The following is a 25,041-nucleotide window of genomic DNA, read 5'->3' on the forward strand; positions in this document are numbered from 1 at the left end:
GGGGACCTACAGGTTGCCGCGCTTGGCCTGCTCTCGTTCGATCGCCTCGAAGAGGGCCTTGAAGTTGCCCTTGCCGAAGCCCATCGAGCCGTGGCGTTCGATGAGTTCGAAGAAGACCGTCGGGCGGTCCTGGACCGGCTTGGTGAAGATCTGGAGCAGGTAGCCGTCCTCGTCGCGGTCGACGAGGATCTTCAGCTCGCGCAGCGTCTCGACCGGCACCCGGGTCTCGCCCGCCCACTCGCCGAGGGTGTCGTAGTACGAGTCGGGGGTGTCCAGGAACCGGACGCCGGACGCGCGCATCTGGCGGACCGTCTGCACGATGTCGTTGGTGTTCAGCGCGATGTGCTGGACGCCGGCGCCGCCGTAGAACTCCAGGTACTCGTCGATCTGGGACTTCTTCTTGGCGATGGCGGGCTCGTTGATCGGGAACTTGACCTTGAGCGTGCCGTCGGCCACCACCTTCGACATCAGCGCGCTGTACTCGGTGGCGATGTCGTCGCCCACGAACTCCTTCATGTTCGTGAAGCCCATGACCTTGTTGTAGAACTCCACCCACTCGTTCATCCGGCCGAGTTCGACGTTGCCGACGCAGTGGTCGATCGCCTGGAAGGTGCGCCGGGCCGGCGGCTCGACGATCGGGTCGGCGGCGACGTACCCGGGCAGGTAGGGGCCGTCGTAGCCGGAGCGCTCGACCAGCGTGTGGCGGGTCTTGCCGTAGGTGGCGATCGCGGCCAGGACGACGGTGCCGTGCTCGTCCTTGAGCTCGTACGGCTCGGCGACGGAGCGGGCGCCGTGCTCGACGGCGTAGGCGTACGCGGCGCGCGCGTCCGGGACCTCGATGGCGAGGTCGACGACGCCGTCGCCGTGCGCGGCCACGTGGTCGGCGAGGAAGGCGCCCCACTCGGTGGACTGCTTGATCACCGAGGTGAGGACGAAGCGGGCGGAGCCGCTCTCCAGGACGTACGCAGCGGTCTCGCGGTTGCCGTTCTCCGGTCCGGAGTAGGCGACCAGCTTCATGCCGAAGGCGGTGGAGTAGTAGTGCGCCGCCTGCTTGGCGTTGCCCACGGCGAAGACGACCGCGTCCATTCCCTTGACCGGGAAGGGGTCGGCCTGCCGGGCGGTGTCGGGAGCGTGGTGTGTGGTCTGCGTCATAGGGGCAGGGTGGTGCAGCCCTGCAAGGTGCGCAATAGTTCGCCTGTTCACTGGGCAATGTGTTCAGCCGTACGCCCGTACCGTCGGGCTTTCTGTACAGGATGACCACCGGGGAGGCCGGTATGGCGATCGATCATCTGGACGGGCGGATCATCCTGCTGCTGGCGCGGGAGCCGCGGATCGGGGTGCTGGAGATGTCGCGGCGGCTCGGGGTGGCGCGCGGGACCGCGCAGGCCCGCCTGGACCGGCTTCAGTCGAACGGAGTCATCCGCGGATTCGGCCCCCAGGTGGATCCGGCGGCCCTCGGCTACCCGGTCACGGCGTTCGCCACGCTGCAGATCCGGCAGGGTCAAGGAGCCGACGTACGGGCCCACTTGGCGACCGTGCCGGAGGTGCTGGAGCTGCACACCACCACCGGCACCGGGGACATGCTGTGCCGCCTCGTGGCGCGCTCCAACGCCGATCTCCAGCGGGTGATCGACCGCGTCGTCGGTTTTGATGGCATCGTCCGGGCCTCCACGGCGATCGTCATGGAGAACCCCGTTCCGCTGCGGATCATCCCGCTGGTGGAGCAGGCCGCGCTCGGCGAGTGAACCGACCTGGCCGAGCTGGGGTGAGCCGCTGTGAACTTCTGGGAGTACCTGGGGAGCCGGCACCAGCAGCTGCTCACCGACGCGTACCAGCACGCCAGTGTGGTCTTCCAGTGCATGGTGGTGGCGGCCCTGCTCGGTGTGCTGATCGGGGTGGCCACCTACCGCAGTGACTGGGCGGGCAGCCTGGCCACGACCGCCACCGCCACCCTGCTGACCATTCCGGCGCTGGCCATGATCGGTCTGCTGATCCCGGTCGTGGGGCTCGGGGTGCCGCCGACGGTGATCGCGCTGACGCTGTACGGGCTGCTGCCGATCGTGCGGAACGCGATCGTGGGGCTGCGCGGGGTCGACCCGTCGCTGGTGGACGCGGCCAAGGGGATCGGCATGTCGCGCGCGGCGCGGCTGGCGCGGGTGGAGCTGCCGCTGGCCTGGCCGCCGATCCTGACCGGGATCCGGGTCTCCACACAGATGCTGATGGGCATCGCCGCCATCGCCGCGTACGCCTCCGGTCCCGGCCTGGGCAACCTGATCTTCCGCGGGATCGCCTCACTGGGCAGCAAGAACGCGCTGAACCAGGTGCTCGCGGGCACCCTCGGGATCATCGTCCTGGCCCTGCTGTTCGACGCCGCGTACGTGCTGATCGGGCGGCTGACCATTCCCAGGGGGATCCGTGCCTGATCTGTCCGGTCTGCCTGACCTGCCTGATCCCGAGAGGCCCGAGACGGAGTCCGGGTCGGTCGGGGCGGCCATCGAGCTGGAGGGCCTGACCAAGCGGTACCCGGGCAGTGCGCTGCCGGCCGTCGACAACGTCACCATGGACATCAGGGCGGGCGAGACGGTGATCTTCGTCGGCCCGTCGGGCTGCGGGAAGTCCACCACCCTGAAGATGATCAACCGGCTGATCGAGCCGACGGGAGGCCGGATCCGCATCGGCGGCGAGGACGTCACCGACATGGACCCGGTGCGGCTGCGCCGCAAGATCGGGTACGCGATCCAGGCGAGCGGGCTGTTCCCGCACATGACGGTGGCGCAGAACATCGCGCTGGTGCCGAGGATGCTGCGCTGGCCGGCGGCCCGGGTGCGGGACCGGGTGGAGGAGATGCTGGACCTGGTCGGTCTGGACCCCGGCGAGTTCTACGGCCGCTATCCGCGTCAGCTCTCCGGCGGTCAGCAGCAGCGGGTGGGCGTGGCGCGGGCGCTGGCGGCGGACCCGCCGGTGCTGCTGATGGACGAGCCGTTCGGCGCGGTCGACCCGATCACCCGGGACCACCTCCAGGACGAGCTGATCCGGCTCCAGCGGGAGCTGCACAAGACGATCGTCTTCGTCACCCACGACTTCGACGAGGCGATCAAGATCGGCGACCGGATCGCGGTGCTGCGCGAACGCTCCCACATCGCCCAGTTCGACACCCCGGAGGCGATCCTCACCAACCCCGCCGACGACTTCGTGTCGGGCTTCGTCGGCGCCGGGGCCGCGCTGAAGCGGCTCAACCTCACCCGGGTGCGGGACGTGGAGATCACCGACTATCCGACGGTGAGCGTCGACGACCCGCTCCAGGAGATCTTCGACCGGCTCCGTTCCAGCGGCTTCAACGAGATCCTGCTGCTCGACAAGCGGGGCCGCCCCTACAAGTGGCTCAGGCGCGGCGACATGACGCTCGCCAAGGGGTCGCTGGCCCGCGCGGGCACGCTGGTGCACGACACGGTGACCCGGGACGCGACGCTGCGGGACGCGCTGGAGGCGGTGCTCACCGACAACACGGGGCGGGTCGCGGTCACCGGGCGGCGCGGCGCGTACGAGGGTGTCGTGGACGTGGAGACGCTGATGAACTCCGTGCACGAACTGCTGGAGGCGGACCGTCTGGAGGCGATGGACGCCCAGCACGAGCTCGAGGAGCAGCGGGCCGCGCAGACGCACGCCGAGCAGGAGGGCTTCGGAGGCTTCGGCGGGGAGGCGAAGGCGTGAGGGCCTCCGCTTCTGGCCCTTCCGGCCCTTTCGGCTCTTCCGGCTCTTCCGGCTCCTCCGGCTCTTTTGGGTGGCGGCCCGAGGGCGAGCACGAGGTGCGGGGGCTCGCGTTCCGGGACGAGGGCGGCGGGCCGCCGGACGAGGAGGAGGCCGCTCCCCCGCCCCCGGCCGCGAAGCCGCCCCGGGTGACCTGGCAGAAGCTGACGCTCCTGCCGGCGGTGCTGATCGCCGTGCTGCTCGCGACCTGGCTGTGGTTCGAGCAGGCGGACCTCGACGCGCTCACCCGCAACGCGCTGTCGAACGGGCAGGTGTCCAAGGCGCTGTGGCAGCACATCGAACTCACCGTGATCTCGACGTTCTTCGTGCTGGTCATCGCGATCCCGCTAGGCGTCCTGCTGACCCGCCGCATGTTCCGCAGGGCCACCCCGGCGGCGATGACGCTGGCCAACATGGGCCAGGCCACCCCGGCGATCGGTCTGCTGGCGCTGCTGGTGATCTGGCTGGGCATCGGCCGCAAGGCCGCCCTGATCGGCATCATCGCCTACGCCGTGCTGCCGGTGCTGTCCAACACCATCGCCGGTCTGAAGGCCAACGACCCGACGCTGCTGGAGGCGGCGCGCGGCATCGGCATGTCCCCGCTGGGCGTGCTCACGCGGGTGGAGCTGCCGCTGGCCGTCCCCCTCATCCTCGCCGGTGTGCGGACGGCGCTCGTCCTGAACGTCGGCACGGCGACGCTGGCGACCTTCGGCGGGGGCGGAGGGCTGGGCGTGCTGATCACCACCGGGATCACCAGCCAGCGGATGCCGGTGCTGGTGGTGGGCTCGGTCCTCACCGTCGTCCTCGCGCTGCTGGTGGACTGGCTGGCCTCCCTGGTGGAGCTGCTGCTGCGGCCGCGGGGCCTGGAGGCGGGCCCATGAGACGACGTATGTGTCTGCTCCTGGCCGGGGCGTTGCTGGCGGCGGCCTCGGGCTGCGGGCTGACCAGCGGCTCCCCCATGGTCGACGACGTGGAACCGGGCTCCATCGGCAGGGGGAGGCCGCTGGAGGGCGCGAAACTCACCGTCACCTCGAAGGAGTTCACCGAGCAGCTGATCCTCGGCGCGATCATGGGCATCGCCTTCCAGGCGGCGGGCGCGGAGGTCGTCGACCGGACCGGCATCCAGGGCTCGGTCGGCTCCCGGGAGGCGGTCGTCAAGGGCGAGGCGGACGCCGGGTTCGAGTACACGGGCACGGCCTGGATCACGTACCAGGGCAACAGCAGGCCGATCCCGGACCCGCGCGAGCAGTGGGAGGCGGTGCGGGACGCGGACGTGAGGAACGGGGTGACCTGGCTGGAGCCGTCGGAGCTGAACAACACCTACGCCCTCGCCATGAGCCAGGCGAACTACGAGAGGTACCGCACCCGGACCCTGTCCGAGGTGGCGGAGCTGGCGAAGTCCGACCCGGGTGCGGTGACGCTGTGCGTGGAGGGCGAGTTCGCCAACCGCGCGGACGGACTGCCGGGCATGGAGAAGGCGTACGACATGGACGTCCCGGCGCGCAACGTCACGCAGATGGACACCGGGATCATCTACACCCAGACGGCCGAGGGCTCCTGCACCTACGGCGAGGTCTTCACGACCGACGGGCGCATCAAGTCCATGAACCTGGTGGTGCTGGAGGACGACAGGAAGTTCTTCCCCAACTACAACGCGGCGCCGACGGTCAACTCCGGCACCTTCGAGAAGTGGCCGGCCATCGCGGAGGTCCTCGCCCCGGTGACGGCGAAGCTCGACAACATCGTGGCGCAGGAACTCAACGCGAAGGTGGACGTCGACGGGGAGGACCCGCACGAGGTGGCGCTGGACTGGATGGTGGAGGAAGGGTTCGTCAAGGAGGGCTAGCAGGCGGGGACTTTCCCGGTGCCCTTCTCCAGGGCGACCAGCGCGTCGACGGCGCTCTTGAGGGTGGTGACCGGGATGAGGCGCAGGCCCTCGGGGAGTTCCGTCTGGGCGTCGGAGCACTCGTCCTTCGGCACCAGGAAGACGGTGGCGCCGTCCCGCTTGGCCGCCTGCGTCTTCAGGGGTACGCCGCCGACCGCGCCGACGGTGCCGTCCGCGTCGATCGTGCCGGTACCGGCGATGACCCGGCCGCCGGTGAGGTCGCCGCCGCTGCCGTCGCCGTTCAGCTTGTCGACGATGCCGAGGGAGAACAGCAGGCCGGCGCTGGGGCCGCCGACGTCGGCGAGCTTCAGGGCGACCTCGATGTCGTCGTCCTCGCGGTTCAGGTGGTTCAGGGCGGCCCGGGTGGCCTCGTCCTGGGACTCCTCCATCTGCTCGCGGTTGTACTGCCTGATCTCCTCGACGCTGTCCCCGCTGGGGTAGACGGAGTCACGGGGCATGACCGCCCGGTCCGTGCCGAACCAGCTGTCGATCACGTCCGGGAGGTCGACGCGGGTGTCCGGGGAGGTCGCCACGATGGTGGTCATCCGCAGCTGTCCGCTGGTTTCGCGGACGGGTGCGCCGGTGATCGTGATGACCGGGGTGCCCTTGTTCTCGCCGAGCACGTCCGCGGTCATGCCGGGCTGCGCGATGGAGAAGGGGAGTGGCGCGAACGCGGCCGTGGCCAGCAGGGCCACGACGGGGGCGGCCAGTACGGCGAGGGCTTGGGGACGCGTGAGGCGGGAGAGCACGGGATCAATCTAACGTGCCACCACCGCGGGCAGTCGTGCCGCCTGACACACCACCGCCGCGGGCAGTCGTGCCGCAGAGCGGCACGACTGCCCGCGGGACGGGCGGCTCAGCGCAACGCCTCCGCGACCTCGCGGGCCGCGTCCATCACCCTCGTGCCGACCCGTTCCGGTACGACCTCCGCCAGCATGACCACGCCCACGCTGCCCTCGACCCCGGTCACCCCGAGCAGCGGCGCGGCCGCCCCGCACGCGCCCGCCTCCAACTCCCCGTGCGTCAGCGTGTATCCGGGATCGTCCGCCCGCCGCTGCCGGGCCGACAGGATCGCCTTCCCCGCGGCACCCCGCTCCAGCGGGTGCCGGAACCCCGCCCGGTACGCCACGTGGTAGTCCGTCCACGACGGCTCCACCACGGCCACCGCCAACGCCTCCGCCCCGTCCACCAGCGTCAGGTGCGCGGTCGCCCCGATGTCCTCCGCCAGCGACCGCAGCGCCGGCATCGCCGCCTCCCGCACCAGCGGGTGCACCTGCCGGCCCAGCCTCAGCACGCCCAGCCCGACCCGGGCCCGTCCGCCCAGATCACGGCGTACGAGAGCGTGCTGCTCCAGCGTGGCGAGCAACCGGTATACAACAGTCCGGTTCACGCCCAGTTTGTGGGAAAGCTCGGTGACGGTCAGCCCGTGGTCCGTATCGGCCAGCAGCTTGAGGACACGCAGTCCCCTGTCGAGCGTCTGAGAGGTCTCCGCGGTCACGACGCCCACTCCTTAGTGGTGAGGTCGGCGGCCCCCTCGCGGCAGATGCGTCACCGAGTCCCGTCGGTCACGCGCTTCAGAGGCCGCCGATCGGCCGGCGGCCCGGCCGTGATCCGGGCACAGTCGCTTCACGGCTGCGCTCCGCGGCGGCGCTGCCACGGGGCGTGTGCGTAGCGGGACAGTAGCGAGCCGGTCCGGTCAGCGGAAGCCTCCGTCCAGAATCCGGGCACTCTCACAGGGAAGTCGTTCCGTTTGTCCTCATACGTACACGCAGCGTCACCGCATGCGCGTGGCCCACTCCTGCACCTTCTCGATCCGCTGGCGCAGCTGTCCCGCCGTGGCCTCGGCCGAGGGCGGGCCGCCGCAGACCCGGCGCAGCTCGGTGTGGATGACGCCGTGCGGTTTGCCGCTCTGGTGGACGTACGCGCCGACGAGGTTGTTGAGCCGCTTGCGCAGCTCCATCATCTCCTTGTGGGAGACCACGGGCCGCCGCTCGGCGGGCAGTTCGAGCAGATCGGCCTCGGTGTCCGGCTTCTTGCGGCTGTGCGCGATCTGCCGGGCCTGCCGCTTCTGGAGCAGCATCTGCACCTGGTCGGGTTCGAGGAGTCCGGGGATGCCGAGGTAGTCCTGCTCCTCCTCGCTGCCGGGGTGGGCCTGCATGCCGAACTCGGCGCCGTTGTACATCACCCGGTCGAAGACGGCGTCGGACTCCAGCGCCTCGAAGGGCAGCATGTCCTGCTCGCCGGTGTCCTCGTCCTGCTCCCGGTTCGCCTCCTCCATCTCCTTCTCGGACTCGGCGTACGGGTCCTCCTCGCCCTCCTTCTTGGGCTTGTCGAGGACGTGGTCGCGCTCGCGCTCCATCTCGTTGGCGAAGCCGAGCAGGTCCGGGATGGTCGGCAGGAACACGGACGCGGTCTCGCCGCGCCGCCGGGACCGCACGAAACGGCCGACGGCCTGGGCGAAGAACAGCGGGGTGGAGATGGTGGTGGCGTACACGCCGACCGCGAGGCGGGGGACGTCGACGCCCTCGGACACCATGCGGACGGCGACCATCCAGCGGTCGTCGCCGGCGCTGAAGTCGTCGATCCGCTTCGAGGCGCCGGTGTCGTCGGACAGGACGACGGTGGCCTTGTGGCCGGTGATCTCGCGGATCAGCTTGGCGTAGGCCCGCGCGGAGTCCTGGTCGGCGGCGATGACGAGGGCGCCGGCGTCCGGGATGGCCTTGCGGACCTCGGTGAGCCGCTGGTCGGCGGCGCGCAGCACGGCCGGCATCCACTCACCGCGCGGGTCCAGCGCGGTGCGCCAGGCCTGGCTGACGGCGTCCTTGGTCATGGGCTCGCCGAGGCGCGCCTCGATCTCGTCCCCGGCCTTGGTGCGCCAGCGCATGTTGCCGCTGTACGACATGAAGATGACGGGGCGGACGACGTTGTCGGCGAGGGCGGAGCCGTACCCGTAGGTGTAGTCGGCGGACGACCGCCGGATGCCGTCGTCGCCCTCCTCGTACGTCACGAAGGGGATGGGGTTGGTGTCGGAGCGGAACGGCGTACCGGTGAGCGCGAGCCGCCGGGTGGCCGGCTCGAACGCCTCCAGACATGCCTCGCCCCAGGACTTGGAGTCACCGGCGTGGTGGATCTCGTCGAGGATGACGAGGGTCTTGCGCTGCTCGACGCGGTTGCGGTGCAGCATGGGGCGCACGCCGACACCGGCGTACGTGACGGCGACGCCGTCGTACTCCTTGCCGAGCGGGCCCGCGCTGTACTCGGGGTCGAGCTTGATGCCTATCCGTGCGGCGGCCTCGGCCCACTGCTTCTTCAGGTGCTCGGTGGGCGCGACGACGGTCACCTGCTGCACGACGTGGTGGTGCAGCAGCCAGGAGGCCAGCGTCAGCGCGAACGTCGTCTTGCCGGCGCCGGGCGTGGCGACCGCCAGGAAGTCCCGGGGCTGCGTCTGGATGTACTTCTCCATCGCCCCCTGCTGCCAGGCGCGCAGCTTGCCGGCGGTGCCCCAGGGGGCACGTCCGGGAAAGGCCGGGGACAGGTGGTGCGAGGCGGAGCTGGCGGTGGTAGTCACGATCTCCGGTCGGGTGGCTCGGCTGCGTATGACAACCGGGCCACCCTACCGATGGCCCGGAGGTGTCAACGCCGCTACGCGGCCGCACCACCCGAGGGTGGGACCCACATCACAACCGCCTCAGCCGCTCCGCGATCCCCCTCACATCACTTTCCGTCCCGGAGGCCACGTCGACGACCAGCGTGTACGCCGTGTCCTGGTCCACGCCGGCGAGGTCGACGCCGTTCACCGCGAGGAAGGTGGCGGTGGCCGGCCAGGCGGTGCGCTTGTTGCCGTCGACGAACGGGTGGTTCGTCGCGACGGCGTGGAGGAGCGCGGCGGCCTGCTCGTGCAGATCCTCGTACGCCGCGGTGCCGAACATGCGGGCGCGCGGACGGTGCACGGCCGAGGCCGGCAGCCCCGGCGCCCGCGTCTCGGGCGGCTGCCCGCCGAAGGCGACCTCGGCGATGGCCGTGACCTCGTCGACGGTGAGGTGCCGGGTCATTCGCCGAGCCTCCTCAGCAGCTCGGCGTGCTCCCGCGCGATGCGCTCGGCGACGGCACGTACCGCCATGCCCTCAGCGTGCAGGTGGCGGCACAGTGCTTCCCGCGCGACCTCCTCCGGAGCGCGGTCCTGCGCGTCAGCAAGGTCGTGGAGGGCCTGCCGTACGGCGGGGTCGAGGCGAAGAACGAGTTCGGACATGACGGAAGGCTACTGTCCGCGATCACATGGCGACGAAAGGTTTACGATGCGCGCTCCCGCACCCGCGTGGCCACCCACGCCCCCGCCAGCGCCACCGCCGCCATCGGCAGGAACACCGCCGCGAAGGCGGCCGGGTGGGAGCCGGTGGCCTCCGTGGCCGCGTGGCCGGCCGTGCCGCCGCCCAGGGCCGCGAAGGCCGCTCCCCCGGCGGCCAGCAGGATGACGTTGGACAGGCCGTCGGAGATCTGCAGGGCGGCGGAGTTGGCGCCGGCCTCCTCGGGGGCGGAGAGCTGGAGCAGCAGCACGCTGGTGGAGGAGATCACCAGGCCCATGCCGAGGCAGCCGAACGCCCAGGCGACCGCCACCGTCCAGGCCGGCACGGCGTCGACCAGCACGCTGGGCGCCGCGGCGATGGCCGCCGCCACCAGCACCATCCCGAGGGTCATCAGACGCTCCCGGTACGGCTCCAGGCGGGGCCGGGACTGCACCCAGGAGCCCAGGGCCCAGGTGCCGCCGCCGGCCGCGAGGGAGAAGCCGGCGAGGGTGGGGCTGAGCCCGCGCTGGGTGACCAGCATCAGCGGGACGAAGGACTCCGCCGCGATGAAGGAGCCGGCGGCGACTCCGCGCAGCAGGACGACCGAGGGCAGTCCGCGCGCCGCCCGGTACGTGCCGCGCGGGAGCAGGCCGAGCACGGCCGGGACGAGCAGGGCCACGCCCAGCGCGCCCGGCAGCAGCGACATCCAGCGCAGGTCCTGGGCGGCGTACTGGAGCAGGCCCGCGCCGAGGGAGATCGCCAGGGCCAGGCGGATGCGGCGGCCGTCGAAGGAGGCGGGCGCGTCCGCGTCCCCGTTCACCGGGCCGGACGCCAGGCGCCGTATCTGCGGCAGCGCGAGCGCCAGCGGGAACACCACGAGCACCGGGATGCCGAGGAACACCCAGCGCCAGCCGATGTGCTCCGTCACCGCGCCGGAGGCCAGCGGGCCGACGATCGACGGCACCACCCAGCTCGCCGCGAACGCCGCCATGATCGCCGGCCGCAGCCGCTCCGGGTAGGCCCGCCCGACGATGACGTACAGCGCGACGATCACCAGTCCGCCGCCGAGTCCCTGCACGGCCCGCCCCAGGATGAACAGCCACATCGCCCCGGCCGTCCCGGCGAGCAGCAGTCCGGCTCCGAAGGAGGCGATGCCCCAGGTCAGCGGCGCGAGCGGGCCCCGCCGGTCCGACCACTGGCCGGACAGCACCATGCCGAACAGGCTGGTCGTGAAGTACCCCGAGAACGCGAACGCGTACAACGACACCCCGTCCAGCTCGCGCGCCGCCACCGGCATCGCCGTACCGACCGCCGTCGCCTCGAAGGCGATCAGCAGCACCACGGAGACGACGCCGATGCTCAGCGCCCGGTAGGGGCCGCTCAGCACGGTCTCGTCGGGGGTGACGGCCGGCGAGGGGGCGTCGGCGGGCTCGGCGACATCGGTGTCACGCGGGTTCGGGGCGGTCATGGTCGCCAGCGTAAGGGCCACGGCCCGGTTTGACCCCTGTCGGGGGTCGGGACCGGCACCGGGACCTTGGTCGTAGGACCGGGACCCTTCGTCCATGAACGGCGTGTGGCAGTCGTATTGCGGCCCCCGGCGTTTCCTTGAGCACCGCCTCCGGCCCACCGTACGGTCGTTCCACCGGTTCGGAACGGCGAGGCGCCCCACGGTGCTTCGCCCCCGACACGGCCGTGTGCCCGAGTGGCCCAGGGGTTCGACTGCAAATCGAATAACGCGGGTTCGATTCCCGCCACGGCCTCCGCACGGGCGGGGTGCTCTCCGGAGCGCCCCGCCCGCCCCGTCGGCACCCCGAAGAAGCGCGGAGAACCACGCGCCGTCCGCATCGGCACCCCCAGCGGAGCGCTACAGCACCCCGCCCGCCTCGTCCTGGAAGAGCTCCGTCCAGTAGTGCCAGTCCGCGTCGCTGGTGGTGCCCGTCGGGTCGATGGAGGACAGGACCTGGATCATCGTCAGCGCCAGCTGGTCGTAGGTGTCGCTGGTCAGCGCGTGGCCCGACGCCTCGTCGATGGCGTGCTCGCGGTGGAGCAGCCAGAGGGTGAAGGCGAGCGTGGAGATGTCCGTGTTCAGCGGGTAGAGGACGCCTTCCGGTTCGCTCCAGTTGAGCACCGCGCCCGTGGTGCCGTCGACGACCAGGCTGTTGTCCTCGATCAGGTACCCCAGGCGTATCAGGTGCTCGGCGCGGGCGGGGAGGCGGGCGTCGGGGAGCTCGCGTTCGTCGGCGTAGTACTCCGCGAGGGTGCGCAGCGGCAGGTCGGTGTCCAGCTGGAAGAGGAAGCCGTCCTCCGGCAGGCCCGTCTCGCGCAGGAAGCGGCGGGTCGGCTCGTGGTCGAGCGTCGCGGGGAAGTCGACCTCCTCGAAGCGGACCACTCCGCCCCGGCCGAACTCCTCGTCCAGCAGGCGGACGGGGAGGTCCAGGGCCAGCCCCGAGGCCGTACCGGGACCCGCCACCAGGGCCAGCGGCCTGATCAGCGCGGCCATCTGCCAGAACGGCGCCGGTTCCCCGTCCGCGCCCTCCTCGAAGACCGCCAGCAGCTGCCGGGAGGCCTCCGCGACCGCCTTGGTGCCGTACCGGCCCGCGTACGCGGCGAACTGACCGCGCAGGCCCGCCAGTTCGTCCGTCGCCGCCGCGAACCGCACCAGCGTCGGCAGGGACGGGGCGAGCGGGCGGCGGTCCATCAGGTCGGGGCGGTCGTGGAAGAAGAACGTCGTGGACACCTCGCCGGTCGCCCCGTCGAGCAACACCGACTCCGTCTCCAGACCGGCCGGGCCCAGCAATCCGCCGATGACCAGCTGGTCGCGCAGCTCCGCGGGGAGCCGGTCGCCGGGATCGCCCGTCGAGTCGCCCACCGTGCGCGGGCCGCCGGGCCGGGTCAGCTCCGCGAAGCTGACCAGGCCACTGTCGGCGGGCAGTCCGGGACCGGTCAGCCAGCCGCGCGTGGACGCGTGCGTGACAAAGGGATCGAGGTCGGCGTCGGTCAGCGTGATCGTCGCCGTGGCAACGGTGTCGGTCGTGCTCATGATTCCCCCGCGATACGTGTGCTCGGTCCCGGGCCCGCGAACGTCCCGCCCCGGGCAGGACGGCCCGGACCCTCCCGGACCCGGCAGCCGTCCCCCACTGCTCGGAACACTACGCGGCACCACTGACAACGCCCCGGACCGAGGGCGGAGCGTGCAACGCCCCCGTCACAGAAGACGCCTGAACAACCGTTTGCGTTGCCTTCCCGCGGGAATCGCCCGGAACGACGCTCAGCCCCCGGTCACCACCGCGGCCTGCGGACGGATCGGCAGACGGTTCACCGGACGGCCCGTGGCGGCCCGTACGGCGGAGGCGATCGCCGCCGGCGAGGTCACCACCGGCACCGCGCTGACCGCCTTCGCGCCGAACGGCGCGACCACGTCCCGCTCCTCGACCAGCTTCACGATGTGGATGTCCGGAGCGTCCAGCGCCGTCGGGAGGGCGTACCCGGTCAGGTCGGGGTGGCGGACCAGTCCGCGCGGCGTGCGCAGGTTCTCGGTGAGCGCCGCGCCCAGGCCCTGGGTCACGCCCGCCTCGATCCGGGCGGCCAGCTGCGCCGGGTTCAGCACCCGGCCCACGTCCTGGGCGACCGCCAGCTCCACGACCCGTACGGAGCCGAGCTCGATGTCGACGTCGACCACCGCGCGGATCGCGCAGAAGGCCATGCCGACGAAGGCGTCGCCCTGGCCGGCCCCGTCCAGCGGCTCCGTCGGGTGCGGACGGCACTGGGCGGTGGCCCACAGCTCCTTGCCGTGCAGCTCCTCGGCCACGGTCGTGGACAGCACGCCGTCGTACGAGGTGATCTTGCCGTCGGTGATCTGGAGCAGCTCGGTGGACATGCCGAACTTGTGCGCGAGGGGCTGGAGGAGCTGGGTGCGGACCATCTTCGCCGCGCGCTCCACCGCGCCGCCCGACACCCACGTGTGCCGGCCCCGGCAGCCCGGGCCGGCCGGGGGCTGGTCGGTGTCGACGGGCACCACGTGCACCTCGTCGACGCCGAGGGTCTCCTGGACGATCTGCCGGGCCAGGGTGGAGAAGCCCTGGCCGCTCTCCACGGCCGCGCACAGCACCGTCGCCACACCGTCCTGGACCCGCACGGTGGCCGTGGACACCTCGTCCGCGCCCTCCGCGCCGAGCATGTGCACCATGCCGAGGCCGTAGCCCACGCCCCGGCGGACCGCGCCCGGTTCGCCCGCGCCCTCGGGGCCGCCGGGCAGCAGCCACTCGTCCTCGGGGGTGTCCTTGGGCAGCGGCGGCAGCGGGAAGTCCCGCACCGCCTCGAGGAGTTCCGCGACCGGGGCCGGGCAGGTCACCGTCTGGCCGGTGGGCAGGACGTCGCCGGTGGCCATCACGTTGCGCATCCGCACGTCCGCCGGGTCGACGCCGAGCTTCTTGGCCAGCTTGTCCATCTGCGCCTCGTAGGCGGCGCACACCTGCATCGCGCCCTCGCCGCGCACGTGGCCGGAGGGCGGGTTGTTGGTGCGGACGGCCCAGCCCTCGATGAAGGCGTTGGGGACGGCGTACGGGCCGCAGGCGAAGGCGACGGCGGCGGCGAGGGCGTCGGAGGAGGTGTCGGCGTAGGCGCCCGCGTCGAGCAGGATCTGCGCCTCGACCTTCACCAGTCTGCCCTCGGCGTCGGCGTGGTGGCGGTAGCGCAGCAGCGTGGGGTGGCGGTGGGTGTGGCCGAGGAAGGACTCCTCGCGCGTGGCGGTGAGTTTCACCGGGCAGCCGGTCCTCAGCGCCAGCAGGCCGAGCGGGAGCTGGAAGCTCCGGTCCTCGCGGTCGGCGGTGGCGCCGGGCACCCCGGTGACGACGACCTTCACCCGTTCGGGTGCCAGGCCGAACGCGGCGGCGGCGGTGTCCCGGTCACCGTGCGGGTCGGTGGAGGCCAGGTACAGCTCGACGCCGCCGTCCGGGCGGGGCACGGCGAGTCCGGCCTCGGCGCCGATGGGGGCGGGGTCCTGGCGGCCGATGCGGTACAGGCCCTCGACGACGATCTCGCCGGCCGCGTCGGGGTCGCCGTGGCGCAGCGGGATGTGCCGGATCAGGTTGCCGTCGGGGTGCAGCGGTTCGGCCTCGAAGGCCTGCTCGGGGTCGGTCACCGGGTCGAGCACCTCGTACTCGACGATGACGGCGGCGGCGGCCATCCGCGCGGTGTCCGGGTGGTCGGCCGCGACGGCCGCGATGGGCTCGCCGTGGTGGCGCACGACCTCGGAGGCGAAGACCGGGCGGTCGGCCGTGCCGCGGCCGTGCAGCGGGTCGCCGGGGACGTCCTCGTGCGTGACCACCGCGCGGACGCCGGGCATCTCCCGCGCGTGGGTGGTGTCGATGGACACGATGCGCGCGTGCGGGTGCGGCGAGCGCAGCACGGCCGCCCACAGCAGGCCCTCGGCCCACAGGTCGGCGGCGTACGGGAAGGTTCCCTCGGTCTTGGCGCGGGCGTCGGCGGCCGGGAGGGAGACGCCGAGTCCGTGCGGGAGCGGTTCCGGCTCGGGGGCGGCCTCCGCGGCCTGTACGGCCTGCGCGGTGGCTGCTTCGTTGGTCACGCCTGGCCTCCGTCCTGGCCGTAGGGCTGGTCATGGGGCTGCTCGTCGGGTCCGGGGGTGCCGAGCGCCGAGGGGTTGACGCCGCCGGCGCCGGGGCCCGCCTGGTGCGGGATGCGGGGCGGGTCCGCCTCGCCGTCGGAGTCGTCCTCGGTGGCCGCGGCGTGCGCCTCGCGCTCGGCGACGACCTCCTTGACGGCGTTCACCACGCCCCGGTAGCCGGAGCAGCGGCAGAGGTTGCCGCACAGGGCCTGGCGGGTCTCCAGCTCGGTGGGCGCGGGGTTGCCCTCGAGGAGGTCGTGCACGGTCATCGCCATGCCCGGCACGCAGAAGCCGCACTGCACGGCGCCGCACCGCGCGAGCGCCCGCTGCACGTCGGAGGGCCGGCCGTCCTGCGCCAGTCCTTCGACGGTACGGACCTCGCTGCCGGCCGCGGTGACGGCCGGGACCAGGCAGGACGCCACGAGCCGGCCGTCGACCTGCACGTTGCAGGCCCCGCACTCGCCCTGCGAGCAGCCGTCCTTGGCACCGGCGAGACCGAGCCGCTCGCGCAGCACGTAGAGCAGCGACTCGCCGATCCAGGCGTCGGTGACGGGCCGGTCGGTGCCGTTGACGCGGAGCACGTAGGAGGCGAGGGGGTGGTCGTCGTGCGGTGGCGGCGCGTCGTCCGCCGCGTGCGGTGCACCCGGTTCGCCCTGGTCGTCCGAGATGTCCGGGGTGTCCGGAGCGCCGGGTGCCGTGTCGGCGTTCGGGGGCTCGGCGTCGGCGGGCCCCGTCGTCGGCTCCGCGTCCGGAGCGGGCCCGGCGGGGGCCGCGGAGGGCTCTGACGGGCCCTCGGCGGCCTCGGGGGCCCCGTGGGCGTCCGCGGCGTCCGCGGGCGCCTCACCGGCCCCGGACGCGGGCTCCGGGGCGTCCTGGCCGCCGGGGTGCGGGTGCTCCCGGAGTCCGGCCGGGGCGTCCTCGGCGGCCTCCGCCCCGGACCGCCACTGCGGCTCCGGGTACCCCTCGGCGGCGAACGGCTGGGGAACACCGGTCGACCGGGGCCCGGCGTGCCCGGACTCCCCGCCGTACCCGGCCTCGCCGGACGGCTGCCGGGGTGCGGTGCCGTCGCCCGGACCGGGCTCGCCGTGGGGTTCCGGGGCGTGCGCGGACGGGGCGAAGGACTCCGGCGCGGGACCGGCGTCCGGCCCTCCCTGCGCATGCTCACCGGCCGGCGGTACGGGCGTGCCCTGGGCGGGCGTCCCGCCGTACACGTCCTGACCGGGCGGGAGGCCCGCTCCGGGCTGCCCCGGCGCCCGTTCGGGCGCGGGACCGGCGTCCGGCCCTCCCTGCGCGTGCTCGTCGACAGGCCGTACGGGCGTGCCCTGGGCGGGCGTCCCGCCGTACACGTCCTGGCCGGGCACGGGACCCGCGTCCCGGCCGCCGGGCTCGGCGTACGGCAGTGGTGCGGCGGGAGGCAGGGGCTGCCCGCCGTACGTGCCCGCGCCGGGCGGCTGCCGGTGCGCGGGGACGTCGGTGTGGGGCCGGGGGCCGGGCTCCTGCCGGTCCTGCGCGGGGCCGTGTTCGCCGCCCCGCGGCTCCTGGTCCCCGTCCTGCGGGACCCCGGGCACGCCGGGCCCCCACGGGCTGCCGATGGCCTGAGCGGGCGCCCAGGGGGCGGGGGCGCCGCCCGGGAGGGTGGCCGGCGGGGTGCCGCCCCACTGCTCGACCAGGGCGGACGTGGTGAACTCGCCCGACTCGTCCGGCAGGTCGCCGTCGGCCACGGGGATCGACCACTGGCCGGTGACGTCGTGCCCCGGCGCCGGGTTCTCCGCGGCCCGCTCCTCGAAGGCCCACTGCCCGGTCGCGCCGGGGGTGTACGTGAACCGGTCCCCCGGCGCCGCACCCGCCTCGGGCTCGTGCCACTGGGCGCCGTCGACGGGCGCGCCGGGCACCCCCCAGGAACCGGTGGCCGCCGGGTCGGTGCCCGCGGCGGCCACCGGGTCGACCGTGATCTGCGGCGGCACATAGCCGTGGCCGGGCGCGGCGAGCGGGCTCTCCATGGAGTCCAGCAGGGCGTCGATGCCGCCCTCGGGGAGGTTCACGAAGGCCGTGGCGCCGTCGTCGTAGTCGCCCTGGGGCAGCGGGTCCCAGCGGCTGCCGCCCGGGGGCGTGCCCTGTCCGTGCTGGTCGTCGGTCACGACAGCGCCCTCCCCAGTGCTCGTCGGGCCAGCGCGGCGACGGTGCGCCGCAGGTGCAGTACCGCGGGCGGAAGCGGTGGGACGGTGCCGTCCTCGCCGGGTGCGGCGTCGGGGATGCAGGCCGCGGCGACGTACTCCCCGAACGCGTTCAGTGCCTCGGGCACGATCGCGCGGTCGTTGTCCCAGTCGATGAGCTGCGCGACCCACTGCTCGGCGTCCAGGGGCCTGAGCGGCATCGGCGCTATGGCGCCCACCGCGCAGCGCACCCCGCGCCGCGCGGGGTCGAGCACGAGGGCGACGGAGGCGACCGCGCGGCCGGGGCCGGTGCGGCCGGTCGCCTTGAGGAAGACCTGGGGGGCGTGCAGCAGCGGCACGCGCACGTAGCCGATGAGTTCGCCGGGGCGCAACAGGTCCATCCCGGCCAGCAGGTGCGACACCGGGAGTTCGCGGCGGGCGCCGCCCGGGCCCGCGATGATCAGCGTCGCCTCCAGCGCGGCCAGCACGGGCAGCGCGTCCCCGGTGGGGGCGGCGGAGGCGATGTTGCCGCCCAGGGTGCCCGCGTTGCGGATGTGCGGCGGTCCGGCGGCCCGCGCGGAGGCGGCGAGCGCCGGGATGAGGGCGGCGAAGTCGGGGCGGCCCATGCGGGCGTGGGTGAGACCGGCGCCGAGCAGCGCGTGTCCGTCCAGGTACTGCCAGCCGCGGATCTCGCTGATCTTGCCGAGGCCGACCAGCGCGGCGGGCCTGAGCTGCCCGGAGTTGACGGCGGCCATCAGGTCGGTGCCGCCCGCGACGGGCACGGCGGCGGGCATCGCCGTGAGGGCCGCCACGGCCTCGTCGAGCGTCGTGGGCAGTGTCACGGCCTGCGCCGCCTGCGGTGCGTGCGTGCTCAAGTCCGGCTGCCCCTTCCCGCTGCCCCACCTGGTCCCACCTGTGCTGCCGTACCGTACGGCCTGACAGGGCGGACGTGGCAACTCTGGCACATCTTGGCAGGTGCCGAGGACGGGGGTCCGCTAGGAGGCGTTCGCCCACCTCACCCCGGGCGCGGCCGGTTTCCCCCCGCGCCACCGGTACGCTTCCGATTGTCACTTTTCGGTGACCTTTGCGCCCGTTTCGCATGACCCGTTCGACGCGGGACGAACAGATGCGCGCACCCCGTTCGGGTTCCCGGCGCGGGGGCGGACCGCCCGCGCGCCGGGAACCCGGACGGACGGGCTACCGGTTCGGCGGCGGGCCGTCGATCGGGCGCCCCAGGACGCCCGGGCGCCGCTGCCAGGGCAGCGGTCCGGTGGGCGGCCGGTAGGCGACCCCGAGGGCGTCCAGGCGCCGGTAGTGGGCGGTCATCCGCCGTTCGAAGCCGGCGAAGTCCCGGTCGGCGGGGGCGGGCAGGTCGCTCCAGGCGACCTCGGAGAGCGCGGCGAGCCGGGGGAACGTCTGGTAGTCGACGCGCCCCTGGTCCTCCATCACCTCGGTCCACACGTTGGCCTGGGTGCCCAGCACCCGCGCGGCCTCCTCGCCCGTCAGCTCCGACGGCACGGGCTCGAACCGGTAGACGTCCTCCAGGGTGCGCACGTACCCGATCGGCACCGGCTCGTCGGGGCCCGCGTCCTGACGGTAGTCCAGGTACACCTGCTGCTGGGGGCACATGACCACGTCGTGCCCCGCGCGGGCGGCGGTGACCCCGCCCTCGTAGCCGCGCCAGGAGGACACCGCGGCGCCGGGGGCCAGGCCGCCCTCCAGGATCTCGTCCCAGCCGATCAGCCGGCGTCCCCGCGCGGCGAGCCACTTGTCGAAGTGCCCGATGAACCAGGACTGGAGCGCGTCCTCGTCGGCCAGTCCGAGGTTGCCGATCTGTTTCTGCGCGGTGTCCGACGCGCGCCACTGGTCCTTGGGGCATTCGTCGCCGCCGATGTGCACGAACGGCGAGAAGGGGCCCGCGTCCGCGGGGAAGAGTTCCAGGACTTCCTCGAGCACCCCTTCGTAGAAGCGCAGGGTGTTGTCAGTGGGGGCGAGTACGTTCGGATTGATCCCCCAGGTGTCCCAGACGGTCAGGGAGGCGGTGTCGATGACATCGGAGTTGCCGAGTTCCGGATACGCGGCGATGGCGGCCTGCGAGTGGCCGGGGACGTCGATTTCCGGGACGACACCGATATGCCGCTCGGCGGCGTAGGCGACGATCTCGCGGATGTCGTCCTGGGTGTAGTGACCGCCGTGCGGCCTGTCGTCCCACAGCGGTGACGCGCGGTGCCCGATTTTCGTCCGGGCGCGCCAGGATCCGGTCTCGGTGAGCTTCGGATACCGCTGGATCTCGATGCGCCAGCCCTGATCGTCCGTCAGGTGGAAGTGGAGGACGTTGAGTTTGTGCGCCGCCATCAGATCGAGATAGCGCAGCACGCCTTCCTTGGGCATGAAGTGCCGGGCGACGTCGAGCATCAGTCCGCGCCAGCGGAAGCGGGGGGAGTCCTCGATCGTCACGTGGGGCACCGCCCACGCCCGGTCGCGGCGGACCGGGGCCCTGCGGAACGCGTCGGGGCCGAGGAGCTGCCGCAGCGTCTGGGCGCCCAGGAAGACACCGGCCGCGCCGCCGCCCGCGATGAGGACCCCGCCCCTGTCGCTGACGAGGCGGTACTCCTCCGGGCCCAGCCCGGGGTCGAGCCGGAGTGCTATGCCGTCGCCCTCCGCCCCGTCGGGCTCCCGCCCCTCGCGCAGCGGCAGGCCGGTCGCCTGCCGGAGGACGGTGCGCAGCCAATGACCGGCGCCCTCCGTCCCGTCACCGGCGTACACCTGGGAGTGCGCCGTCAGCCGCACCTCGCCGGAACCGGCGACGACACTGCGGGGCGCTGGAATCAAGTCAGTCACGTCAGTCCTTTACCGCGCCGCCCAGTCCGGAGACCAGACGCCGCTGTACGAGTACGAAGAAGACCAGTACCGGAATCGTCATCACCGTGGACGCCGCCATGACCCCGCCCCAGTCCGGCTCGTCGGGTTTGTAGAAGACCAGCAGCGCCATCGGCAGGGTCGACTGCGAGATGTCGCTGATGATGAAGGACTTGGCGAACAGGAAGTCGTTCCAGGTGGAGATGAAGGAAAACACGCTGGTGGCCACCAGGCCCGGCAGGACGAGCGGGAAAAGGATCTGCCACAGAAAGCGCGCGCGGCTCGCCCCGTCGATGTAGGCGGCCTCCTCCAGCGCCTCCGGAACGGCCTTCACGAACCCCCGGAGCATCCAGATCGCGAACGGCAGGGAGAACGCGATGTGCGGCAGGATCAGCGACCACAGCGTGTTCAGCTGACCGAAGTCCCGCATGACGAAGAACAGCGGGATGGTCAGCGCCTCCACGGGCACCATCTGGGCCACCAGAAACATGATCAGCAAGGTGGTCCGCAGCCGGAACCGGAATCGCGTCACGGCGGTCGCGGCGAGAAAGGCGATCAGCGCGGAGGCGACCACCACGGCGAGGGCGACGACGACGCTGTTGAGGAAGTAGCGGCCGAATTCCTGCTGCCCGAACACCCGCCGGAAGGAGTCCAGCGTGGGCGCGAGCGTCCAGGGGCGCGGCTCGGTCGACTCGATCTCCCCGGCCGGTTTGAAGGCGCTCAGCACCATCCAGTACAGCGGGAAGGCCACCACGGCGGCGGTCAGCAGCGCCGCCGACTCGGCCGCCAGTCGCCCCGGACGGCGCACGAACCGGCGCACGAACCGGCGCACAAGATTCACCCGAGGTTTCCCGTCCTGGCTCACAAGGCTCACAACTCCTCCCCCTGGCGGCGCAACAGTCGCAGGTACACCAGCGTCACGGCGAGGAGGATCAGCAGCATCACCACACCGATCGCCGCGCCGAGGCTGTACTGCGAGGACGCGAACGCCTGCTGGTAGGCGTAGACGTTCAGGACCAGGTTCTGGCCGGCGATGCCGCCGCCGCCCGTCATGACGTAGATCTGGGTGAAGACCTTGAAGTCCCAGATGACCGACTGGATGGTGACCACCACCAGGATCGGCCGGAGCATCGGCGCGAGCACCGAGCGCCAGATCCGCCACTGCGAGGCCCCGTCCAGGGACGCGGCCTCCAGCACCTCGGACGGCACGGCGCGGATCCCGGCGTAGACCGTCACCATCACGAACGGGAAGGAGCACCAGACCACTTCGAGCAGGACGAGGAAGAAGGCGCTGAACCTCCCGTACGTCCACACGTGGTCGCCGAGCCCCAGCACCCGGTTGACCGGCCCGAAGTCGGCGTCGAAGAGGAACAGCCAGACCGTGGACCCGGTGATCGCGGGGGTCGCCCACGCGCCGAGCGCGGCCAGCATCAGCGCGAGCCGCGGCACGGCCCGCACCCGCGTCAGCAGCACGGCGAGCGCGCACCCCACGGCCAGCGTGCACACCACACACGCCGCCGCGAACACCACGGTGGCCAGCAGCACCTGCCAGAACTGCTCGTCGCCGAAGAGCTCGGCGTAGTTCCCGAACCCTTCGAAGGTGGTGGGCTCGCCTCCGCTGACCTGGGCCTGGGTGTAGTGGAAGAGCGAGATCAGCCCGAGCTGGTAGACGGGGTAGGCGAGCAGCCCTCCCAGGACGACGAGAGCCGGCGCGAGATAGAGCCAAGGGGTGCTGGAACCCACCCAGGGGCGCGGGGCTGTATTGAATGTGCGGCTACCGCCGCGTGGGCGCGGCCGGCCCGAACCGGCCCGCACCCGCCGACGCTCCAGAGCCTCCGAGCTCTTGGGCCCTGTCATCCGGCGGAGCCAAACGCCTCGTTCATCTTCTTCGCCGCGTCCGCCGAGGCGGCGGCCACGCTCTTCCTGCCGGAGACGATCTCCTGGAACATCGTCGGCAGCACCGCCGACGCATCGATCCGCGCCCACGCCGGCGAAGCCGGAACGAACTTCGTGTCGGCCGCCAGCGTCTCGACGAACGGCTTCACGAAGGCCTCCTTCGCGGCCACCTGCTCCCGCACGTCGGAGAAGGTGGGCAGAAAGCCCATGCCCTCGAAGAGGGCCCCCTGCGCCTTCTTCGACGCGAGCCGCTTCATCAGGTCGACGGCGAGGGTGCGGTGCGAGGTGGACCTGAGCACGCCGAGGTTGTTCCCGCCGGCGAACGCGGGCGCGATGGACCCGGCCTCCACACCCGGCAGCGGCACGACGGCGTACTTGCCCCCGGCCTTCCCGGCCTCCACGGCCGCGTGGCTGAAGTCGCCGCCGATCGCCATGGCCGCCTTGCCCGAGGCGAAGGCGGTCACCGTGTCGTTGCCGCCCATCCCGGCGCACTTGGCGGCCGGGCAGTTGTCGTCGCCGAAGAGCGAGGTGTACGCCTCGATGCCCTTGCGGGCGGCGGCGCTGTCGATGGCGGAGGCGTACGAGCCCCCCTTGCCGGTGGCGAGTTCGCCGCCGTGGGCCCAGATGAAGGGCATCGCGCCGTAGGTGTAGGCGCCGCCGACCGCGATGCCGTACATCTCCGGTTTCGCGGTGTGGATCTCCTTCGCGGTGGAGATCAACTCGGCCTGGGTCCTCGGGACGTCGAGGCCGAGCTCGTCGAAGACGTCCGTGCGGTAGTAGAGCGCGCGGACGCCGACGAAGTACGGGGCCCCGTAGACCTTGCCGTCGACGGTGACCGACTGCCTGGCGGTCGGGTCGGTGTCCTCGGCCTCGTCCCAGGCCCCGAACTCCTCGGTGATGTCGGCGAGTCCGCCGTCCTTCACGTAGCCCGCGGTGTCGGTGTTGCCGTACTCGATGAGGTCGGGCGCGGACCCGGGGTCGTTGAAGGCGGCCTTGATGCGCTGGGCGCGGGTCTCCACGGGGATGTACTCGACGGTGACGTCGGTGTCCTCGTGCGCCTTCTCGAACGCGGCGAGGACGGAGTCGACGACCTGTTCCTTGGGCTTGTTGTTGACCTCCTGGAAGAGCCAGACGCGGAGGGTGCCGGTCTTCTCGTCCTTGTCGGAGGAGGAGGTGCCGGAGGTCTGGGGCGCGCAGGCGGCGGTGGCGAGGACGGCCGCTACGGCGACCAGGCGGGCGGACAGCTTCATGGAGTTGCTCCTCCGAGCGCGTTGCAACATATGCAATGGCGGTTTCGCTGTGCACAACACACCGGAGGCTAAGGACTGGGTGAACCGCGCCACAAGAGGTCTCCACCACTCTGTGACCGGCGGACGCACCCTGTGCAACGCGCGGACAGCACAAAGGCCCCCAGGGCACGCGAAGCGCACCCCGGAGGCCTTGAGAAGATCGGACCGACGGAGGGAGGGGACGGACTACTTGTCGCCCTTGCCCTTGTCGTCGCCGCCGGCGCCCATGGACTCGTAGATCTCCTTGCACATGGGACACACCGGGTACTTCTTCGGGTCGCGGCCGGGCACCCACACCTTGCCGCACAGCGCCACGACGGGGGTGCCGTCGAGGGCGCTCGCCATGATCTTGTCCTTCTGGACGTAGTGGGCGAAGCGCTCGTGGTCACCGTCGCCGTGGGAGGTCTGCGGCGTCGGCTCGACGAGGGTCCCCGTACCAGTCCCGCGCTCGGGCTCAAGAGTGCTCATAACAGCCAAGGGTACTGAAGCTCACACGCATCAGTTGAGCGAAGGGTCGTCCGGGTACGTGGCCACCATCGCCAGCTCGTTGCGCTGGCGGCGCAGCACCTCGCGCCAGAGCCGCTCCGGGGACGGGGAGGAGACGTCGCCGGGCTCCGACTCGACGACGTACCAGGCGCCGTCCACCAGCTCGTCCTCCAGCTGTCCGGGGCCCCAGCCGGCGTATCCGGCGAAGATGCGCAGCGAGCCGAGGACGGAGGCGAGCAGCTCCGGCGGGGCCTCCAGATCGACCAGCCCGATCGCGCCGTGCACCCGGCGCCAGCCCAGCGGCGCGGCCTCGCCGCCCGTCCCGCCGGGGACGACGGCGACGCCGAGGGCCGAGTCCAGCGACACCGGACCGCCCTGGAAGACGACACCCGGCTCGCCGGCCAGGTCCGCCCAGCCCTCCAGGATGTCGCCCACGTCCACCGGCGTCGGACGGTTGAGGACGACACCGAGGGAGCCCTCCTCGTCGTGGTCGAGGAGGAGCACCACCGCGCGGTCGAAGTTCGGGTCCGCCAGGGCGGGAGTGGCCACGAGCAGCCGCCCTGTGAGCGAGGACACCTCGGTCATGCCAGACATGATCCCGCATCTCGCTCCCGCGTGGGGAGGCAACGGGGGTACGGGAGTGAACGCAGCTCAGGGCGGACTGGAGCACGCCCGGCGCACGACGGGGGCGGTGACCCCGCGTGCCCGGTGCCGAACCCTCCGTACTGTGACAGACCCATGACGTTCCGGAGCCCTCCTCGGGCTTACGGAAGGGGGGCCGGGGGCGACTACCCTTTCCCTTCTGGCCCCTGCCCCACTC

The 25,041-nt window shown here is 72.3% G+C and carries 22 protein-coding genes and 1 tRNA gene; 6 read left to right on the plus strand and 17 right to left on the minus strand.

Annotated features, from left to right (window positions below; genetic code table 11):
• Positions 1-6: 6 nt before the first annotated feature.
• Positions 7-1,152, minus strand: a complete 1,146-nt coding sequence (gene hppD / locus KUM38_RS19930; protein ID WP_217130757.1) for a 4-hydroxyphenylpyruvate dioxygenase — start codon at positions 1,150-1,152, stop codon at positions 7-9.
• Positions 1,153-1,274: 122 nt separating this feature from the next.
• Between hppD and KUM38_RS19935 the strand changes: the two genes are divergently transcribed.
• The 5 genes from KUM38_RS19935 (at position 1,275) to KUM38_RS19955 (ending at position 5,593) form a co-directional block, all read left to right on the plus strand.
• Complete coding sequence (locus tag KUM38_RS19935) at positions 1,275-1,745, plus strand: Lrp/AsnC family transcriptional regulator (RefSeq protein ID WP_217130758.1); 471 nt, start codon at positions 1,275-1,277, stop codon at positions 1,743-1,745.
• A gap of 30 nt (positions 1,746-1,775) precedes the next feature.
• On the plus strand, positions 1,776-2,423 hold the full coding sequence (locus KUM38_RS19940; protein WP_217130759.1) for an ABC transporter permease: 648 nt from the start codon (positions 1,776-1,778) through the stop codon (positions 2,421-2,423).
• Between the two features lie 19 nt (positions 2,424-2,442).
• Positions 2,443-3,711, plus strand: a complete 1,269-nt coding sequence (locus KUM38_RS19945; protein WP_217130787.1) for a betaine/proline/choline family ABC transporter ATP-binding protein — start codon at positions 2,443-2,445, stop codon at positions 3,709-3,711.
• Between the two features lie 95 nt (positions 3,712-3,806).
• Positions 3,807-4,628 carry an ABC transporter permease gene (locus tag KUM38_RS19950; protein WP_217130760.1) on the plus strand — a complete coding sequence of 274 codons (822 nt, stop codon included), beginning with the start codon at positions 3,807-3,809 and terminating at the stop codon, positions 4,626-4,628.
• Positions 4,625-5,593 carry a glycine betaine ABC transporter substrate-binding protein gene (locus KUM38_RS19955; RefSeq protein WP_217130761.1) on the plus strand — a complete coding sequence of 323 codons (969 nt, stop codon included), beginning with the start codon at positions 4,625-4,627 and terminating at the stop codon, positions 5,591-5,593. The genes KUM38_RS19950 and KUM38_RS19955 overlap by 4 nt, the downstream gene beginning before the upstream one ends.
• Here the strand turns inward: KUM38_RS19955 and KUM38_RS19960 are convergent.
• From KUM38_RS19960 to KUM38_RS19985, 6 genes are all read right to left on the minus strand, one after another.
• Entirely contained in the window at positions 5,590-6,381 is a 792-nt protein-coding gene (locus KUM38_RS19960; RefSeq protein ID WP_217130762.1) for a S16 family serine protease, read from the minus strand. The genes KUM38_RS19955 and KUM38_RS19960 overlap by 4 nt on opposite strands.
• 107 nt (positions 6,382-6,488) lie before the next feature.
• A complete protein-coding gene (locus tag KUM38_RS19965) occupies positions 6,489-7,130 on the minus strand; it encodes an IclR family transcriptional regulator (protein ID WP_217130763.1) in 642 nt (213 codons plus the stop codon).
• A gap of 276 nt (positions 7,131-7,406) precedes the next feature.
• Positions 7,407-9,203, minus strand: coding sequence for a DEAD/DEAH box helicase (locus KUM38_RS19970; RefSeq protein ID WP_217130788.1), 1,797 nt, complete (start codon positions 9,201-9,203; stop codon positions 7,407-7,409).
• 106 nt (positions 9,204-9,309) lie between these two features.
• Positions 9,310-9,684, minus strand: coding sequence for a type II toxin-antitoxin system death-on-curing family toxin (locus tag KUM38_RS19975; protein WP_217130764.1), 375 nt, complete (start codon positions 9,682-9,684; stop codon positions 9,310-9,312).
• Entirely contained in the window at positions 9,681-9,881 is a 201-nt protein-coding gene (locus KUM38_RS19980) for a hypothetical protein (protein ID WP_217130765.1), read from the minus strand. Before KUM38_RS19980 ends, KUM38_RS19975 begins: the two co-directional genes overlap by 4 nt.
• A gap of 41 nt (positions 9,882-9,922) precedes the next feature.
• Positions 9,923-11,383: an MFS transporter gene (locus tag KUM38_RS19985; protein WP_217130766.1), complete on the minus strand. Its 1,461-nt coding sequence runs from the start codon at positions 11,381-11,383 to the stop codon at positions 9,923-9,925.
• Positions 11,384-11,603: 220 nt separating this feature from the next.
• Here KUM38_RS19985 and KUM38_RS19990 point away from each other — a divergent pair.
• Positions 11,604-11,675 (plus strand) — tRNA-Cys (locus KUM38_RS19990).
• A 104-nt stretch (positions 11,676-11,779) separates the two neighbouring features.
• Here KUM38_RS19990 and KUM38_RS19995 read toward each other — a convergent pair.
• The 10 genes from KUM38_RS19995 to KUM38_RS20040 all read right to left on the minus strand — a co-directional run bounded on the left by KUM38_RS19995 (position 11,780) and on the right by KUM38_RS20040 (position 24,806).
• Entirely contained in the window at positions 11,780-12,955 is a 1,176-nt protein-coding gene (locus KUM38_RS19995) for an SUKH-4 family immunity protein (RefSeq protein WP_217130767.1), read from the minus strand.
• A 228-nt stretch (positions 12,956-13,183) separates the two neighbouring features.
• Entirely contained in the window at positions 13,184-15,499 is a 2,316-nt protein-coding gene (locus KUM38_RS20000) for a molybdopterin cofactor-binding domain-containing protein (RefSeq protein WP_217130768.1), read from the minus strand.
• Positions 15,496-17,676 carry a 2Fe-2S iron-sulfur cluster-binding protein gene (locus KUM38_RS20005; protein ID WP_217130769.1) on the minus strand — a complete coding sequence of 727 codons (2,181 nt, stop codon included), beginning with the start codon at positions 17,674-17,676 and terminating at the stop codon, positions 15,496-15,498. The genes KUM38_RS20000 and KUM38_RS20005 overlap by 4 nt, the downstream gene beginning before the upstream one ends.
• Entirely contained in the window at positions 17,673-18,566 is an 894-nt protein-coding gene (locus KUM38_RS20010; protein WP_217130770.1) for a xanthine dehydrogenase family protein subunit M, read from the minus strand. Before KUM38_RS20010 ends, KUM38_RS20005 begins: the two co-directional genes overlap by 4 nt.
• A 322-nt stretch (positions 18,567-18,888) precedes the next feature.
• A complete protein-coding gene (locus KUM38_RS20015; protein WP_217130771.1) occupies positions 18,889-20,532 on the minus strand; it encodes a beta-N-acetylhexosaminidase in 1,644 nt (547 codons plus the stop codon).
• 1 nt (position 20,533) lies between these two features.
• Positions 20,534-21,382 (minus strand): carbohydrate ABC transporter permease, encoded by an 849-nt coding sequence (locus KUM38_RS20020; protein ID WP_217130789.1) that lies wholly within the window; start codon positions 21,380-21,382, stop codon positions 20,534-20,536.
• A gap of 38 nt (positions 21,383-21,420) precedes the next feature.
• Positions 21,421-22,407, minus strand: a complete 987-nt coding sequence (locus KUM38_RS20025) for a carbohydrate ABC transporter permease (RefSeq protein WP_217130772.1) — start codon at positions 22,405-22,407, stop codon at positions 21,421-21,423.
• Positions 22,404-23,696 carry an extracellular solute-binding protein gene (locus tag KUM38_RS20030; protein WP_217130773.1) on the minus strand — a complete coding sequence of 431 codons (1,293 nt, stop codon included), beginning with the start codon at positions 23,694-23,696 and terminating at the stop codon, positions 22,404-22,406. Before KUM38_RS20030 ends, KUM38_RS20025 begins: the two co-directional genes overlap by 4 nt.
• 225 nt (positions 23,697-23,921) lie before the next feature.
• Entirely contained in the window at positions 23,922-24,203 is a 282-nt protein-coding gene (locus tag KUM38_RS20035; RefSeq protein WP_073931595.1) for a DUF3039 domain-containing protein, read from the minus strand.
• Between the two features lie 30 nt (positions 24,204-24,233).
• Positions 24,234-24,806, minus strand: coding sequence for a YqgE/AlgH family protein (locus tag KUM38_RS20040; protein ID WP_217130774.1), 573 nt, complete (start codon positions 24,804-24,806; stop codon positions 24,234-24,236).
• Between the last annotated feature and the right edge of the window lie 235 nt (positions 24,807-25,041).

Origin of the sequence: Streptomyces sp. AC558_RSS880 (assembly GCF_019049255.1) — a bacterium.
Lineage (GTDB): Bacteria > Actinomycetota > Actinomycetes > Streptomycetales > Streptomycetaceae > Streptomyces.

Excerpts from the sequence above, each read along its gene's own strand:
- KUM38_RS19980 (WP_217130765.1), bottom strand. The coding sequence starts at position 9,881 with ATGTCCGAACTCGTTCTTCGCCTCGACCCCGCCGTACGGCAGGCCCTC.
- KUM38_RS19935 (WP_217130758.1), top strand. The coding sequence starts at position 1,275 with ATGGCGATCGATCATCTGGACGGGCGGATCATCCTGCTGCTGGCGCGG.
- hppD (WP_217130757.1), bottom strand. The coding sequence starts at position 1,152 with ATGACGCAGACCACACACCACGCTCCCGACACCGCCCGGCAGGCCGAC.
- KUM38_RS19985 (WP_217130766.1), bottom strand. The coding sequence starts at position 11,383 with ATGACCGCCCCGAACCCGCGTGACACCGATGTCGCCGAGCCCGCCGAC.
- KUM38_RS20040 (WP_217130774.1), bottom strand. The coding sequence starts at position 24,806 with ATGACCGAGGTGTCCTCGCTCACAGGGCGGCTGCTCGTGGCCACTCCC.
- KUM38_RS20025 (WP_217130772.1), bottom strand. The coding sequence starts at position 22,407 with ATGACAGGGCCCAAGAGCTCGGAGGCTCTGGAGCGTCGGCGGGTGCGG.
- KUM38_RS19975 (WP_217130764.1), bottom strand. The coding sequence starts at position 9,684 with ATGACCCGGCACCTCACCGTCGACGAGGTCACGGCCATCGCCGAGGTC.
- KUM38_RS20030 (WP_217130773.1), bottom strand. The coding sequence starts at position 23,696 with ATGAAGCTGTCCGCCCGCCTGGTCGCCGTAGCGGCCGTCCTCGCCACC.
- KUM38_RS20035 (WP_073931595.1), bottom strand. The coding sequence starts at position 24,203 with ATGAGCACTCTTGAGCCCGAGCGCGGGACTGGTACGGGGACCCTCGTC.
- KUM38_RS19955 (WP_217130761.1), top strand. The coding sequence starts at position 4,625 with ATGAGACGACGTATGTGTCTGCTCCTGGCCGGGGCGTTGCTGGCGGCG.
- KUM38_RS19995 (WP_217130767.1), bottom strand. The coding sequence starts at position 12,955 with ATGAGCACGACCGACACCGTTGCCACGGCGACGATCACGCTGACCGAC.